Below are 15110 nucleotides of genomic sequence, written 5' to 3'. Positions count from 1 at the left end.
GGGTCGGAGGGTGGGAGACAGGAGGGGGAGAGCGCCATGTTGAAGACCCCTCTTGGACGGTTCCGCGCGGTGGCCTTGTTGGAAGGCCTGTCGTTCGTGTGCCTGTTGTTCATCGCGATGCCGCTGAAGTACGCGGCGGACATGCCGTTGGCGGTGCGCTTCACGGGCATGGCGCACGGGCTGTTGTTCGTGCTGTACCTCTTCGCGTTGATGGAGGCGGCCATCGCGTTGCGCTGGTCCTTCGTGCGCGTGGCGGTGGCGTTCGGCGCGTCGCTGGTGCCCTTCGGCAACTTCCTGCTCGACGCGAAGCTGCGCAAGGAGAACGCCTAGTCGGCGCGGAGCTTCACCCGACGTGCTGCGTTGGTCGCATTCCCAGGAACGGGACGCGCCAGGGTGTGGATGACCTCCAGGAGTTCGCGCGCGCGAGGAAGCTGTGCGAGCATTCCGCGCGCTTTTTCGCGGTGGAGGTCGGCTCATGGAACGCGGCACTTGGAACACGCCAGAGGCAGTGCAGCGGGAGCTGGATTCGCGGCTCGCCCTCGTGCAGTCCTCCGAGCACATTCGCGGCATGCACTTCGCCGCCGTGCTCGACACCGTGCGCTTCCTGGGCGGTGAGCAGGCGGTGAAACACATCGTCGACGCCGGTGACTTCCCCCCCGACCTTGACCCCACCGAGCTCTACCCCGTCCCTCCCTTCATGAGGCTGTTCTTCGCCTCCGCCAACCTGCTCGCGCCCCAACTCGGCGGCGTCGAGGAGGCCATGCGCCAGATTGGCGTCCAGGGCACGCTCGCCTTCGTCCGCTCCATGTTCGGCACCGAGGTCCGTCAGCAGGTCGGCGGAGATCCAAAGCTCCTCGTCAACATGCTCCCAGAGGCCTACCGCATGGCCATCGACTTCGGCGAGCTCCAGGTCGAATGGACCGCGCCTCGCGCCGGCCTCATCCACATGCGCCGCATCTTCACCCCCGTCGCCTACAACGAAGGCATGCTCGAAGGTGCCCTCCAGGCCGTCGGCGCCCAGGACATCCGCGTCGAGGGCCGCCAGACATCGCTGCTCGACAGCGAGTACTCCCTCTCCTGGGACGACTGAGCGCTTCTACCGGGACGCGCCCCTCGCGGGCGCATCCGCATCGAAGACGAAGGCGCCGTACCCAATCACCTCGTCCCGTGCCCCGGCCGCATCCCCGGAGCTGCGCAGCGCCATCAACCTGGGCCGCAGCCCCCGCCGCTTCGCCACCCGCAGCAGACCGCTGATGGCCTCCGCGCCACACGCGCTGCCCGCGTCCAACGGCCCCTCCAGCGCCAGCACCCGCGCCGCCGTCGCATGGTCCGCCCGCCGCGCCTCCTCATACGGCCGGTAGTGCGACAGGTCCGACGTGACGACGAGCAACACGTCCTCGTCCCACAACGCCTCCAGCACCTGGGCGACCTCCTCCTCGTCCGTGCGCCCCACCACCAGCGGCAACACCGTGAAGCGCTCCAACACGCGCTGGAGGAAGGGGAGCTGCACCTCCAGCGCATGCTCCGACTCGTGCGCCTCCGTCGAGGCGCTCACCTGTCCCAGCGCGGTCGCCCGGCGCAGCAGGTCCACATCCAGTCGCACGTCCCCCAGCGGCGTACACAGCAGGTCCACCTCCGGGTACGCCAGGCCGCGCAGCCTGTGGAAGTGACACGGCCCCAGCAACAACACCCGCGTGCGCTCCGCTCGCCGAGCCCACAACGTGGCGTAGGCTGCCGCCGCCACCGCGCCTGAATAGACATACCCGGCATGCGGAACGATGAGCGCGGTGGGAAGCCCCTCCCCCGGCCCCCGCGCCTGCTCCAGCCACGCGTCTACCTGCGTCATCAACGTGGTGGGATTGGAGGAATAGAAGGTGCCCGCCACCGCGGGCGCACGCACACGAGGCATGTCCTCCAACCCGTCCTTCCCTGGGCGGCGCCGCGAGCACTGACGGGCGGGGCGGGCTGTCCCACCAGCGGCCCCGGGCTCCACACGAACGTGGCTCCGGGTGGAATCCTACGGACAGACGGCAACGCGAGGATATGCGAATCATTGCAAGTCTGTTCGCTTATGGGACGTGCGGGTCCCGACTTCGAGCGCCTCGCGCCTCATTCCCGGCCCTCCACGAATGACAAAGGATTGATTTCACCGGCCGTTCGTCTGGCGTGAGGCTTGCTACCGGTGACTTCGTTCCGTGCGCTCCTTCCGAGCGGTTCAGGGCCGTTCGGGGCACGGAACCTCGCGCATGGGAGGGCCGGCTGGGACTTCTGACTCCTCCACCCTGGCCGACCTTCCCGTCCGTGAGCCCTGGCCCATGCGGGCCCGCCGCGCGCCCGTGTCCAGGCCCGGGCCCATGTCTCAGCGATGTCTCACGCGCGGCGTCTCCGGGAGCGAGTTTCCTCGGCAGATGGCGCGAGGAACGGCTCCGCCGAGCGAATTCTCAAGTTGCGCTCATGCGGTACATGACACACAGGGAACGAAAAAAGGATGCGCGCAGGCGCGCATTGACTAGAAGGGGCCGCCGAGCGCCCGGGAATGACCGCGGGCACACGCAACGGAGGGACGCTTCATGAAGGCAAATCAGTGGCAGGCCATGGCCGTAGCGGCCGGGTTGATGGTGTCGACGAGTGCATTGGCGCAGTCGACGGGTGGTGGTTCCGGTGCTTTCGGCAACGCCGGGCAGATTGTCGTCAGCTCGGATGCGTCGGCGAACCTGGGCTACACGACGGAGGGCGCGGGGTACGGTTTCTTCAACCTGGCGCCGAGCGTGGATTACTTCCTGAAGGAGAACCTCTCCATCGGTAGCGGCGTCAACCTGGCGGTGTTGTTCGGCGAAGGCGACACGGTGGCCGCCTTCGGCATCAACGCGCGCGTGGGCTACAACATCTCCCTCACGGAGAAGGTCTCCGTGTGGCCCAAGGCCATCGTCACGCTGTTCGTCGGCGACAACATCCTGTCGCTCCCCGACGGCACGGGCTCGGCCTCCACGGTCATCCTGGAGGGCTACGCGCCCTTCCTGTACCACGTGACGTCCCACTTCTTCGTGGGCGCCGGTCCTCGCCTGGCCTTCGGCCTGGGTGATGACGTCGACGTGACGTTCAGCGTCGGCACCACGGTGGGCGGTTACTTCTAGCGGTTTCGAGGCCCCGCGCGCGGCGGGCTGTGTCCCGCCGCGCGCCGGGGCTTCGTCGTCTTCGTCAGGGCAGCGTGAGGCGGCTGACGCCCCCGCCCGGACGGAGTGGACGGCCCACGCGGGTCTCCTCCACCCAGCCCTCCGCGGACGGCGCGTTGCCTTCGTGGATGAGCCGCAGGCCCAGGTGCAGCGTGCGCGAGCCCGTGCCCGGTGAGTAGAGGCGCAGCACCGCCGCCGCCTCTTCGACGACCCGGCGTGACACCGACCGCGTCGTGTTCCCCCGGCCCGCTCGCACCACGCGCCAGCCCTCCAACTCCCAACCCACCACGCGGCCGTCCCTCACGTGCACGGACACGTCCGCCCACACCGTGCCGTCCACGGGCACCCGCACCGGCGTGAGCAGGCGTTGGACGCTGGCGGCCATCCAGGTCGACTCGGGCGTCGAGGCCTCACGCCGTCCGGCGAGGTGAAGGGCCTCGGGAGGCCGCTCGGTGGAGAAGGACGCGCTCGGCTCCAGGGCCCACGAGGACGCGTCGCGACGCAGCCGCAGCACCACCTCGCCCGCGGAGTGACTCGTGGTGGACATCAGCGCCCGGGCCACTGTTCGCCGCAGGTCATCCGAGTCGATGCCGCGTCCCGGCCGTCCGCCACGCTGCACCGACTGGTAGCCCACCAGCGTGAGGGCGCCGCGCTCCGACCAGAACGTGAGCTCCAGGCGCGAGCCGACGTCACGCACGCCACCCGCCAGCGCCGCCACCTGCCGGGCCACCTCCCGCGCTTCCTGGCGACGGGCTTCCTCGTGCTCGAAAGGCTCGTCCGTCCCCGCGCGTCCCGAGCCGCCCGTGCCGCCGGACGCGCACGCGAGGCTGGTTGCGAGGATGACGACACCCACGGTCCGAGCGCACACCCGGAGTCCGTGGTGAATGGACCGCATGGACATGGCTTCCCCCTCCGGGTGACAGCGTCACCGGGTTGGATTGGGCTTGCGCGGGGCGCGCGGGCCGACAGGGTATTCCTGTGAGGCAAAGACGCGCGTGGTGAGGGATTCCTGAGCGCTCGGGACTGGCGGACGGGACGTTTGTCCATTCCCCCACGCCCGGCTGCCCGGTGCGCCGGGGTCGCCGCTCACCGCGCGAGGTGGCGCAGGACGAACGCGAGGTTCGCCGGACGCTCGGCCATGCGGCGCATGAGGTAGGGATACCAGTGGGGTCCGTACGGGACGTAGATGCGCACCGGATGACCCTGCTCGGAGAGTCGTTGCTGGAGGTCTTCCCGGATGCCGTAGAGCATCTGGAACTCGAACGCGTCTCGCGGCAGCTGTCGCCGCGCGGCATGCTCCAGGGTCGCGTCAATCATCCGCTCATCGTGCGTGGCGATGCCGTGATACACGCCGCTGCCGAGCAGCACCTTCATGCACCGTACGAAGCTGGCATCCACGTCCTTCTTGTCTGGAAAGGCGATGTCCGGCCCCTCCAGATAGGCGCCCTTGCACAGACGGATGCGCACCCGCTCGGCGCACAGTGCGCGGGCGTCTGTTTCCGTGCGCCGCAGGCAGCTCTGCAGCACCGCGCCCACGTGTCGCTCGCCGTGCTCCGTGTGCAACTGGCGGACGATGTCGAGCGTCGCCTGGGTCACCGCGCCGTGCTCCATGTCGATGCGTACGAACGTGTCTCTTGCTCGCGCATCGGCCACGACGGTGCGCGCGTTCTCCAGTGCCAGCGCCGGGTCGAGCAACAGTCCACACTGCGTCAGCTTCAGCGACACGTTGGCCTTCACGCCCGTCTGGTCGATGCGCGCCAGCAGCCGTCGATACTCGCGCACCTCGTCCCGCGTCTGGGCCGCGTCGCGTACCGCTTCGTTGAGATGGTCGAACGACGCCCAGAGTCCGCGCGCGGTGAGTGCCTTCACCGCGTCCATTGCCTCTTCCAGACTCTCGCCCGCGACGAATCGCCGTGAAAGGCGTCGCAGTGGTCCCAGGCGCGTCGCCCGGTCCTTCAGCCCTTCCTGGCGTGACAGGAACAGCAGGGCGGAGCGCGAGAGTCGCGCGGCGGTGTGGCTCATGGCGTGCGCCCTGGAGTGTCGATGCCTTGCTCCAGGCATGACAGGAACTGCAGAGCGGAGCGTGAGAATCGCGCGGTGGTGTGGCTCATGGCACGAGCCTCGGAGTGTCGGCGCCGTGCTCCTGGAGGAACGCGCCGACGGCGGCGTTGAAGGCTTCCGGGTGGCTCATGTACGGCAGGTGGCTCGCGTCGCGGAGCAGCTCCAGCCGTGCGCCAGGGATGTGCTCCGCCACGTCTCGCGCGGCCCGGGGCGGCACCAGCAAATCCCTGCCACCTTGGATGACGAGCGTGGGCACTCGCAGTTGATGGAGCCGGGGATGGAAGTCCGCGGCCAGCACGTCGCGCAGCCGGCGCAGCAACTCCACGGGGGTCAACCGCCGCGCCTCGCGCACGATTTCCGCGCGCCCCTCCGGGGGCAACCGCGCGCCCCCGAGCACTCGCGCCACCGTGGGTGCGAAGAGATACGCCAGCGGGCGCGGCGTGCGCACCAGCGTGGACAGCGTCACCGCCAACCGCCTCACCCGGCGCACGCTGGCCACCGGAGACACCAGCACCAGCGCCTTCACCCGCTCCGGGTGCGCCAGCGCGAAGGCGATGGACAGCAGGCTGCCATAGGAGGAACCCACGAGCGCGAAGCGCTCCGGTAGCCGTGCCTCCGGGTCGTTCAGCACGGCCAGGTTCCACCGCAGCGGGGTGTGGGTGGCCGGGGTGTGCAAAGGCGGCGTCCACAGCAACAACCGGAACCGTCCGGCCAGCGGCTCCATGGGCGCGAAGGACCTCCCACTGGCACCCAACCCCGGCAGACACACCACGGTGCGGGCTACATCCGTATCGCCGTTGGGAAAGGTGAACAGCCGCGAAGGTGTGCCTTTCACCCGGCGCTCCTCGCAATGCAAGTGCGCGTAGCCAGAGGGAATGTCCTCGACGTCCGGGACGCGCGACGGCGCGGGAGCCCGGGCCTTCGGGCCCGGAGGTGTCTCAAGCATGGCGAGCCCTGACCAGCAGCCGGTGCACGCTGGTGGCCACCCTGTCGCGGAACGCGCGCAGCCGCGGCTCGGAGGCCCCCGAGGGCGGCGGGGTGTGGGCATTGCCCAGCGCGAAGGTGAGGCGCACCGGAAATGGGAGAGGGCCCAGCCCCACCAACAGCGGCACGCGATACTTCGCCTCGTTCGTCAGGTGCACGCCCAGCCGCGCCTCGCCGGGCGGCCAGAGGAAGGTGTCGTCCACGCCGAAGCCCGCGAAGGGCACCACCGGCACCCCCGCATGGGAGGCCACCCGCGCGAAGCCCAGCGCCCGCTCCCAGCGCAACTGATAGCGCCCGCGCGGCCGCTTGAAGACCTCTCTCGCGCCGCCCGGGTAACAGACGACCAGCGCGCCGTCGCGCAGCACCGCCAACGCATTGTCCTGGGTCCCCTCCACGCCACCCAGCCAGGGCAACACCGTGCGGACCACGGGAATGCGGAAAAAGCCTCGCTCCGCCAACCCCAGCACCCGGCGCCCGGTGGCCTGGTGCAGCAGATGGAAGAACGCGGGCGTTTCGTAACCCCACACGCCATGGTTTCCCACCAGCAACACGGGGCCGCTCGACGGCAGGTGCTCGGTGCCCACCAGCCGGGCCCGGTGGTAGAGCGCGGAGAGCGCCGCGCCCCGCTCGGCGAGGTGGAACACCGTCCTCCGCAGGGTGGCGAGCGAAGCTTCCACGAGGAAACATGATGGAGACGTCCCCGCCCATCGCCATCCAACCCGGCCGGGCGGACGGGCCCCTGCTTCCGGGCCGTCGGTCATCGCAAACCCACGCGCCGTCCCCGGGGGGACGCGCCCTGCCCACCCCGGAGGTTGCTTTGAGTAGGCAACGCTTCGCGCTCGGCCCCATGGGCTTTCAGCCGCCAGTCGAGGCAGGCTGCGGGACGTTGTTTCACCCCGCCGAACGTTCGCTCGCCCTGTCGTTTGAGTTTCGATAATGTGAGGATGAAGCGCAGCTTTGGTTGTCTGCCTGCCGAACCATGCAGATGGTTGAGGGTATGGGAGGCCCGTTCGACATCCTCGTGGAGGAGCACCGTGAGCTCGAGGAGCGCTTCGAGCGGCTCGTGTCCGGCGCGGAGGAGGAGCCTCTGAGCGCGCAGCGCGAGCTGCTGGAGCTGTTGCGACTGCACACCTGGCTGGAGGAGCGCTGTCTGCAACCGCTGGTGGCTCGGGTGGAAGGGCGTGCTCGTGCCCGTCAGCAGGCCGAGGATCATCTGGCCATGCGTGAGCTGATGGATGAGTTGGAGGAATTGCCCCTGGGCGATGCCGAATGGCAGGCCCGGCTCTATGCGCTCGAGGATCTCTGGGTCGCGCATTTCCAAGAAGAAGAGAGTTCGCTGTTGCCCAGACTCTCCACCGCGTTGGATCCCCGCGAGCAGCAGACGCTGCGCGTGGAGCTAACGCTGGCTCGCGAGGAGCTGCGCACCCTGGCCGAGGGGCCCTTTGTTTCGGGGACCCGCTCCCTGCTGGAAGACCTTCGCTGGGACGGCTGAGCGCCGTTCCCGCCCCACTGGAATGGGGCCCCGACCGGTACGGTAGGGGGGGTGATACGTCCTTCAGTCACACCTTTTATCGCTTCCTTTAGACAAATCCTAAATTGGAAGGTATGGGTATGAGCAGCATCACAAATCAACTCCCCCTTCCAGACCTTCAACAACCAGATTAGCCAAGACGAGGATTGAACGAATGTCCGTGGATAAAGCGTTTCGGGACATGATCCGTAACGAAATCGAGGTCCAGCTCAAGCCGCTGCGCGACGTGGTCTCCCGCCTGGAGTCCGGGACGGCGGATCTGGATGCACTGCGCAACGTGGCGGAGCGGCTGGCCCCGCTGGCCGAGGTCGTGGGGCCGCTGTTCGGCGCCCAGGTCGCGGCGGCGAAGCCGGGCCGCAAGGCCGTGGGTCGTCCCCCCGCGGCGGCGCGTGGCGCGGTGAGCGCGGCGGCGTCGGTGTCGGCGGGTGGCAAGCGCCGTGGCCGTAAGCCGGCGGCGGCGGATGGCTCGCGCGAGTGCGCCATCGTCGACTGCGGCAAGCCCAGCCGGACCAAGGGCTACTGCGCCGCGCACTACCAGAAGCTCCGGATGCTGGAGAAGACCAACCGCCGCCCGTCGGCGTGGGTCGACTACGCGCCCGCCAACAGCGTCGAGGACATCAAGCTGCCCCGTGGCCGCGCCGCGTCGAAGGCCCTGGCCGCCGCCGCCCAAGCAGCGAACGGTTAAATCAGCGGCACGTTTGGCCCCGGCCCGGGCAGACAGTGACCGCACCTCCGTCAACCGTGCTCCCTGGCAGGGAGAGGGTTCGGGGGCAGCCCGTACGGGAAGTCTTGCCCGCGGGGGCTTGCAGGGGCATGAATGCCCGGGCCCATGAACAAACGAGATCTGGAGCCTGGAATCATCACCGACCTGGCCGGAAGGACCACGTACGGTGAGTACCTACAGCTCGACCGGCTGTTGTCGGCGCAGGTTCCGCGCTCGCAGCCCCCGCACCACGACGAGCTGCTCTTCATCATCCAGCACCAGACGAGCGAGCTGTGGATGAAGCTTCTCATCCACGAGCTGAGCGCGTGCATCCGCTATGTGCAGGCGGACCGGCTGGAGCCTTCGTTCAAGATTTTCGCCCGCGTGGGGAACATCCAACGGATGCTCTTCGAGCAGTGGAGCGTGCTGGAGACGCTCACGCCGAATGAGTACCTGGAGTTCCGCGACGCGCTCGGGCCCGCGTCTGGCTTCCAGAGCTGGCAGTACCGCGCGGTGGAGTTCCTGCTGGGCAACAAGGACCCCAATGCCCTGGGTCCCTTCCGCCACCAGCCGGATGTGCATGGTGAGCTGGAGAGGCTGTTGGAGTCTCCCAGCCTCTATGACGAGTTCCTGCGGTACCTGGCGCGCATGGGGCATGCGATTCCGGAGGACCGCGCCCAGCGCGACTGGCGGCTGCCGTACGAGAAGAGCCCGGCCGTCGTGGAGGTGTTCCGTCGCATCTACGAGGACACCGAGGCGCACTGGGATGCGTACGAGATGTGCGAGAAGCTGGTGGACACCGAGGAGCGGTTCCAGCTGTGGCGCTACCGGCACATGATGACGGTGATGCGAATCATCGGCTTCAAGCAGGGCACCGGGGGCTCCTCCGGGGTGTCCTTCCTTCGCAAGGCCTTGGATTTGCGCTTCTTCCCAGAGCTGTGGGATGTGCGCACGGAGCTGGCGCCCCCCGGGGCCCGGGCTCATAAACCGTCGACATGAGCGCGCTCCTGGCCGTCATGGCAGGCGTTGCGCCCCAGTCTTGACGTGCGGCCAATTGAGAGGAATGGCGGGGGGGCGGCGTGACAGGCTTCCGGCGTGAAACATCGACAATGTGACGGGGTGGATGGGCAGGTGTCGGAAGCCACCCTGTCCGCCCAGCGGCCTGACGGGTGGGCGGGACATGCGCTCGCTTCAGGGCGCGCCCTAGCTTGAGTGAGCAAAGGGAGCGCGCCATGGCCGAACATGAAGTCACCCATCCCAGGAAGGAGCCTCGGCTTCCCGAGGACGGGCGGGAGGCTCGGCGTTCGGCGGGAGAGCCTGTGTCGCCGCCGCCCGACCAGGTCGGTGGGGTGCCGGACACGCGGCCCGGCCCGGGCAAGCCGGTGGTGCATCCTTCACCCGTGCCCGAGGACTGACGGCTCGTCGACAGGCGCCAGGCGTCAGCCATTCGGCGGCGTTCGTGTGGGGATGCGCGGGCTAGGCTGGGCGCACCATGGCTGCCTCGGCTCCCCTGCTCTTCGAGAAGGCCCACATCCTCTGCTACCGCACCTTCGACATCGCGGAGGAAATCAACCTGGAGCGGGCGCGCAAGGCCGTGTCGGAGGACACCCGCCGCCTCAAGCTGTCGCGCGAGAATGGCCAGTACCTCCAGCTCCCCAATCCGCCGCTCGCGTATGAGCTGGGGCGAAGGCCGCTCGCGCTGAAGGACGGGCCCGTCACGGTGGATGCCACCGCGCGCCTGTTCGACCATGGCGCCGCGTCCATCATCCTGCGCGTGCCCGTGGTGCCGGGCACGTCCCTGGAGCAGCTCATCCGCGTGGCGGACGAGTTGTATGACAGCCAGGCGTTGGAGGACCTGGCGCTGGATTTGGTGGAAGGCGTGCGCAACACCATCGCCGCCGCGGTGCAGGAGCCGCACCTGTGGGACCAGAACGAGAGCTACACCGTCATCTTCGCGGAGAGCATCCAGGGCAACCCGTCCGCGGAGGACATCCTCGCGGAGGCGGACCTCGCCCGGCTGCTGCTGGGGGAGAACGGCCAGACGCCGCTGTCGCGTCGGGAGAGCGAGGCCGTCACGCAGATGCGCTTCAGCTACACGGTGAATGACCTGGTCGTCATCGACTGGAACAGCGCCTTCGTCTACGAGCCGTCGGGCTCCGGGGACATCCCGGACCTGCTCGAAATCGCCAACGCGCAACTGTTGGAATTCCGTTACTACGACGAGCGGCTGGACGAGCACATCGCGCGCATCCACGACGAGGTGCAGGCCAAGCGCCACGGGTGGACGCGGCTGTTCCGCAGCCCGTACCGCACGCTGACGCGGCAGACGCTCACCACGCTGGTGGACCTCAACGAGTTCATCGAGCGGGTGGACAACAGCCTGAAAATCATCGGCGACTTCTATCTGGCCAAGGTCTACGAGGGCGCGGTGCGCCGCATGCGCATCTCCGCCTGGCAGGGCTCCGTCACGCGCAAGCAGCAACTGCTCGCCCAGACGTATGGCCTGCTCAAGGGCGACGTGGACATCGACCGCTCCCACACGCTGGAGGCCGTCATCGTCCTGCTCATCGTCCTCGAGATTTTCTTCGCCTTCTTCAATGTGTTCGCTCACTGAAAGCCAAGGTCTCTTGTACCTGGGGACAGGTGCCCGCGGGTTTCGCGGCCCTGGCGGACATGGGACACTGAAGCTTCGCGGTTGGCCCGATGGGGCCCAGACCGGGGGGACGTGTGGGCATGAAGGTGCCCGAGAGCAACCGGGTGGCCGCGACGGACCGCGTGACGCGGCCCAGGGAGCGGCTGTCGGTGGCGCCGCCGGTGCGGGCGGTGCTGGAGGCGCTGCTGCGCGAGGCCGCGGCCGCCCTCTCCGCGTCCGGCGTCTTCATGTGTTGGAGAGAGGACGAAAGCGTCCCTCGCCTGCTCGCCACGCCCGCACTGTCGGCTGACGCGGTGGAGGTGTGTGGCCAGCGCCTGCTGAACGGCCCGAGGGACATCGACGGGGCGCTCTTGACGTACGTGTCGGTGGACCTGGAGCGGGACGTGCTGCTCGCGGGCGAGCCGGAGGCCCGGCGGAAGCTGGGCGCGGTGGGGCTGGTGTCGCTGCCGCTGTCGCCCTCCGTGGACCGGGGCGTCGTCGGCGTGTTGTGCGCCGTCCTGCGCCAGGGGCGCGTGCCGTCGGAGGAGGACCTTCAGCGCTGCGGGCTGTACGCGCGCCTTGCGGGGCTGGCGCTGGAGCGGGAGCTGGCGGTGGAGGGGACGCGGGCGGAGGTGGCTCGGGCGCGCGCGGAGGTGGAGCAGGCGGAGGTGCTGCGGCTGAGCCGCTTCCAGGCGGTGACGGAGGCCTTCGGCCAGACGCTCACCCGCGAGGAGGTGGCCCACGTGGTGTTGGACCTGGGCCTGCCGGCGGTGGATGCGATGGCGGGCATGGTGCACCTGACGCCAGAGGGCGGCGCGTCCGCGGAGCTCATCGCGGCGGTGGGCGTGCCCGACGGGCTCCTGGAGCCCTTGCGTGTGTTGCCCCGCACCGGCGAGGACCTGCCGGGGTACGACGCGGTGCTGGCCGAGGCGCCGGTGTGGCTGGAGACGCTGGCGGCGATTCAGGCCCGCTACCCGAGGCTCGCGGCGTTGATGGAAGAAGGGCCGCTGCGCGCGCTGGCGCTGGCGCCGCTGTTCGTCGAGGGGCGGGTGTTCGGCACGCTGGCCTTCGGCTTCGAGCGGGAGAAGGACTTCACCGCGCTGGAGCGCGAGTCCATCATCGGGCTGTCGCGGCAGTGTGGTCAGGCGCTGGAGCGCGCGCGGCTGTACGAGCGCGAGCACACCGCGCGACTGGAGGCGGAGGCGCTGGGCGCGCGGCTGAGCCTGCTGGCGGACGCGAGCGCGCTGGTGTCCGGCTCGCTGGGCTGGGAGGACACGGTGGCCGGCGTGGCGCGGCTGGCGCTGGGCCACTTCGCGGACGGGTGCTCGGTGGACTCGTACGAAGAGGGCGTGGTGCGGCGGCTGGCGGTGTTGCACGCGAGCCCGGAGAAGGCGCAGCGGGTGCTGGAGCTGACGAGCTTCCCGCTGGACTCGGGGCAGCCCTCCACGCTGGCGCGGGTGCTGGCCAGCGGGCAATCCCGCATGGAGACCCGCAAGACGCGCGCGGTCTCCGAGGTGGACGGCGCGTCGACGTGGAGCATCAGCTCGCTCATCCTCACGCCGCTGGTGGCCCGGCAGCGCACGCTCGGCGCGCTGACCTTCGTGCGGGACGCGGGGCGGGCGCCCTTCGACGCGACGGACCTGTCGCTCGCGGAGGAACTCACCCGGCGCGCGGCGATGGCCATGGACAACGCGCGGCTGTTTCGCGACGCGCGCGCGGCGGAGGAGGAGAGCCGGCGCAGCGCCGCGCGGCTGCACGTGTTGGTGCAGGTCAGCCAGCTTATCGCCGAGGCGGGGTTGGACCTGCCCACGGTGCTGGACGTGCTGGCGAGCAAGGTGTCCGAGGCGCTGGGTGGCGGGTGCGTCCTGCAACTGCTCGCGGAGGAAGGGGAGCAGTTGGAGCTGGTGGCGGCGCACCATCCGGACCCCGTCGCGCGCGGCGTGCTGGAGTCGTCGCTGCGGATGAACCCGGCGCGCGTGGGTGAAGGGCTGTCGGGCCGGGTGGTGGCCACGGGGCAGACGCTCTTCGTGCCCCGACTGAGCGCGGAGGAGCTGCAGGGGGACCGCTCGCCGGAGGGTGTCACCTTCCTGGAGCGCTACGGGCCGCAGAGCCTCATCATCGTTCCTTTGGGCGCGCGGGGCCGGGTGCTGGGCACGCTCGGCGTCATCCGCGAGGCGCGCGGGCGCGAGTACACCGCGGAGGAGCGCGCGCTGTTGGAGAGCCTGGCCGCGCGGGCCGCCCTGGCCATCGAGGATGCGCGGCTGTATGGCGCGGCCACCCAGGCGGTGAAGGCTCGCGACGAGCTGCTGTCGGTGGCGGGTCACGAGCTGAAATCGCCGCTCAACGCGTTGCAGCTCCAGATTCACCTGCTGGCGCGCATGGCGAAGGACGCGATGGCGGCCAGCGGGCTGGCGGAGCGCGCGGAGAAGGCGGCACGCGCGGGCCAGCGGCTGGGGTTGCTCATCGACGACCTGCTGGACGTGTCGCGCATCAGCGCGGGCCGGCTGTCCCTCAACCTCGAGGAGGTGGACCTGGCGGCGCTGACGCGCGAACTGGTGTCGCGGATGTCCGAGGAGCTGGTGCGCGCGGGCAGCGAGGTGCGCATGCTGGCGGACGACGCCGTGGTGGGACAGTGGGACAAGCTGCGGCTGGAGCAGGTGCTGGTGAATCTGCTGTCCAACGCGGCGAAGTATGGCGCGGGGCGGCCGGTGACGGTGCGGGTGGAGCCGCGCGGAGCGGTGGCGGAGCTGGTCGTCCAGGACGAGGGCATCGGCGTGGCGCAGGAGGACCAGGAGCGCATCTTCGAGCGCTTCGAGCGCTCGGAGTCCGCGCAGCACTTCAAGGGCCTGGGCCTGGGGCTCTGGATTACCAAGCGCATCGTCGAGGCCCATGGCGGCGGCATCCGCGTCCAGAGCCAGCCCGGCAAGGGCTCCATCTTCACCGTGGAGCTTCCCCTGTCCGACACCTTGCCGACGTGAGCGCGTGGCCCGTCCACCAGACACATCACCTGGACAGCGCTCGGCCCCGTGCGCTCTGGTGCCCTTCGTGATGATGCGTGTTTTGCGTGGCGGAGTCCTGCTCCTCCTGCTGGGTGGGGCGCTCGCTTCCGGATGTGGCCATGCGCCCCAGGCGCGGCCTGCTCCCGACGGCGACGGTGATGGTGTGTCCGATGCCGGGGATGCGTGCCCGCTCCTCCCCGGCTCCGCCTCCACGCGCGGCTGTCCCAGCAAGGACACCGACGGCGACGGCCTGGACGACTCCGTGGACAAGTGTCCGCGCCACGCGGGCCCCGCGTTCCGGGAGGGCTGTCCCGCCCGGGACTTCGACGACGACGGCGTGGAGGACACCAAGGACGCGTGTCCCCGCGAGGCCGGCCCGCTGGAGCGCAAGGGCTGCCCCATCGTCGACCCGGACCGCGATGGCGTGGAGGGCGACGCCGACGTGTGTCCCGAGGAGCCCGGCCCGGTGGAGCGGCAGGGCTGTCCGGAGCAGGACGAGGACGGCGATGGTGTCCCGGACGAGGATGACGCCTGTCCTCGCGACGAGGGCGTCCCCCACCTGCGCGGGTGTCCCGAGCGAGACAGGGACGGTGACAGCCTCGCGGACCATCGGGACAACTGCCCCACGGTGTACGGCCCGGCGACGAACCAGGGCTGCCCCGCCCAGGACAAGCAGCGCGTCAGCCTCCAGCGGGACAGGCTGGAGCTGCTGGAGCGCATCGGCTTCGAGAGTCAGACGGCGAAGCTCCAGGCGAGCTCGCACGCGCTCCTGGACAACGTGGCCCGGGTGCTGCTCGCGCACCCGGAGCTGGCGCGCGTCATCGTGGAGGGGCACACCGACGCCTGGGATGACGCGACCACCGGACGCGCGATGACGCAGGCCCGCGCGGAGGCCGTGGTGGCCTACCTGGAGGGGAAGGGCGTCCCGACGGAGCGACTGGAGGCGCAGGGGCTCGGGGCGGACAGGCCGCTCGAGTCCAGCGGGACGTCGCTTGGACGCACGGCCAACCGCCGCGTGGAGTTCATC

The 15110-nt window shown here is 69.7% G+C and carries 15 protein-coding genes; 10 read left to right on the top strand and 5 right to left on the bottom strand.

Annotation, left to right across the window (positions count from 1 at the left end):
* The first annotated feature begins 36 nt into the window (after positions 1-36).
* Complete coding sequence (locus tag HR086_RS35285) at positions 37-330, top strand: DUF3817 domain-containing protein (protein WP_141647930.1); 294 nt, start codon at positions 37-39, stop codon at positions 328-330.
* 145 nt (positions 331-475) lie between these two features.
* Positions 476-1090 carry a TIGR02265 family protein gene (locus HR086_RS35280; RefSeq protein ID WP_141647931.1) on the top strand — a complete coding sequence of 205 codons (615 nt, stop codon included), beginning with the start codon at positions 476-478 and terminating at the stop codon, positions 1088-1090.
* Positions 1091-1096: 6 nt separating this feature from the next.
* Here HR086_RS35280 and amrB read toward each other — a convergent pair whose 3' ends face one another.
* Entirely contained in the window at positions 1097-1909 is an 813-nt protein-coding gene (amrB, locus tag HR086_RS35275) for an AmmeMemoRadiSam system protein B (protein WP_174460418.1), read from the bottom strand.
* 661 nt (positions 1910-2570) lie between these two features.
* Here amrB and HR086_RS35270 point away from each other — a divergent pair.
* Entirely contained in the window at positions 2571-3134 is a 564-nt protein-coding gene (locus tag HR086_RS35270; RefSeq protein WP_174456169.1) for a hypothetical protein, read from the top strand.
* 64 nt (positions 3135-3198) lie between these two features.
* On the opposite strand, the gene HR086_RS35265 is transcribed toward HR086_RS35270, so the two are convergent.
* From HR086_RS35265 to HR086_RS35250, 4 genes are all read right to left on the bottom strand, one after another.
* A complete protein-coding gene (locus HR086_RS35265; protein ID WP_174467826.1) occupies positions 3199-4074 on the bottom strand; it encodes a hypothetical protein in 876 nt (291 codons plus the stop codon).
* A gap of 185 nt (positions 4075-4259) precedes the next feature.
* Entirely contained in the window at positions 4260-5195 is a 936-nt protein-coding gene (locus HR086_RS35260; RefSeq protein ID WP_174467825.1) for a proline dehydrogenase family protein, read from the bottom strand.
* Positions 5196-5280: 85 nt separating this feature from the next.
* Positions 5281-6069, bottom strand: a complete 789-nt coding sequence (locus tag HR086_RS35255; RefSeq protein ID WP_373564395.1) for an alpha/beta fold hydrolase — start codon at positions 6067-6069, stop codon at positions 5281-5283.
* 103 nt (positions 6070-6172) lie between these two features.
* Positions 6173-6895 carry a lysophospholipid acyltransferase family protein gene (locus tag HR086_RS35250; protein WP_174467823.1) on the bottom strand — a complete coding sequence of 241 codons (723 nt, stop codon included), beginning with the start codon at positions 6893-6895 and terminating at the stop codon, positions 6173-6175.
* Between the two features lie 308 nt (positions 6896-7203).
* On the opposite strand from HR086_RS35250, the gene HR086_RS35245 reads away from it, so the two are divergent.
* The 7 genes from HR086_RS35245 to HR086_RS35215 all read left to right on the top strand — a co-directional run.
* Positions 7204-7710 carry a hemerythrin domain-containing protein gene (locus HR086_RS35245; RefSeq protein ID WP_141647944.1) on the top strand — a complete coding sequence of 169 codons (507 nt, stop codon included), beginning with the start codon at positions 7204-7206 and terminating at the stop codon, positions 7708-7710.
* 193 nt (positions 7711-7903) lie between these two features.
* A complete protein-coding gene (locus HR086_RS35240; protein ID WP_141647938.1) occupies positions 7904-8434 on the top strand; it encodes a cell wall protein in 531 nt (176 codons plus the stop codon).
* A gap of 132 nt (positions 8435-8566) precedes the next feature.
* Positions 8567-9451: a tryptophan 2,3-dioxygenase gene (locus HR086_RS35235; RefSeq protein ID WP_141647939.1), complete on the top strand. Its 885-nt coding sequence runs from the start codon at positions 8567-8569 to the stop codon at positions 9449-9451.
* 233 nt (positions 9452-9684) lie between these two features.
* Complete coding sequence (locus HR086_RS35230; RefSeq protein ID WP_141647940.1) at positions 9685-9867, top strand: hypothetical protein; 183 nt, start codon at positions 9685-9687, stop codon at positions 9865-9867.
* A gap of 77 nt (positions 9868-9944) precedes the next feature.
* Complete coding sequence (locus HR086_RS35225; protein ID WP_141647941.1) at positions 9945-11066, top strand: hypothetical protein; 1122 nt, start codon at positions 9945-9947, stop codon at positions 11064-11066.
* 119 nt (positions 11067-11185) lie between these two features.
* The gene (locus HR086_RS35220) at positions 11186-14062 is read left to right on the top strand and encodes a GAF domain-containing protein (protein ID WP_174467822.1); all 2877 of its coding nucleotides are present in this window, start codon (positions 11186-11188) and stop codon (positions 14060-14062) included.
* 70 nt (positions 14063-14132) lie between these two features.
* The coding region (locus tag HR086_RS35215) for an OmpA family protein (RefSeq protein ID WP_174467821.1) at positions 14133-15110 on the top strand (978 nt) is incomplete at its 3' end.

The sequence above is a fragment of the Myxococcus sp. CA039A genome, from assembly GCF_013336645.1.
GTDB classification, from domain to species: Bacteria; Myxococcota; Myxococcia; order Myxococcales; family Myxococcaceae; genus Myxococcus; species Myxococcus llanfairpwllgwyngyllgogerychwyrndrobwllllantysiliogogogochensis.
The sequence above is the reverse complement of the archived record's forward strand: the minus strand, read 5'-3'. Positions and strand labels throughout refer to the sequence as shown.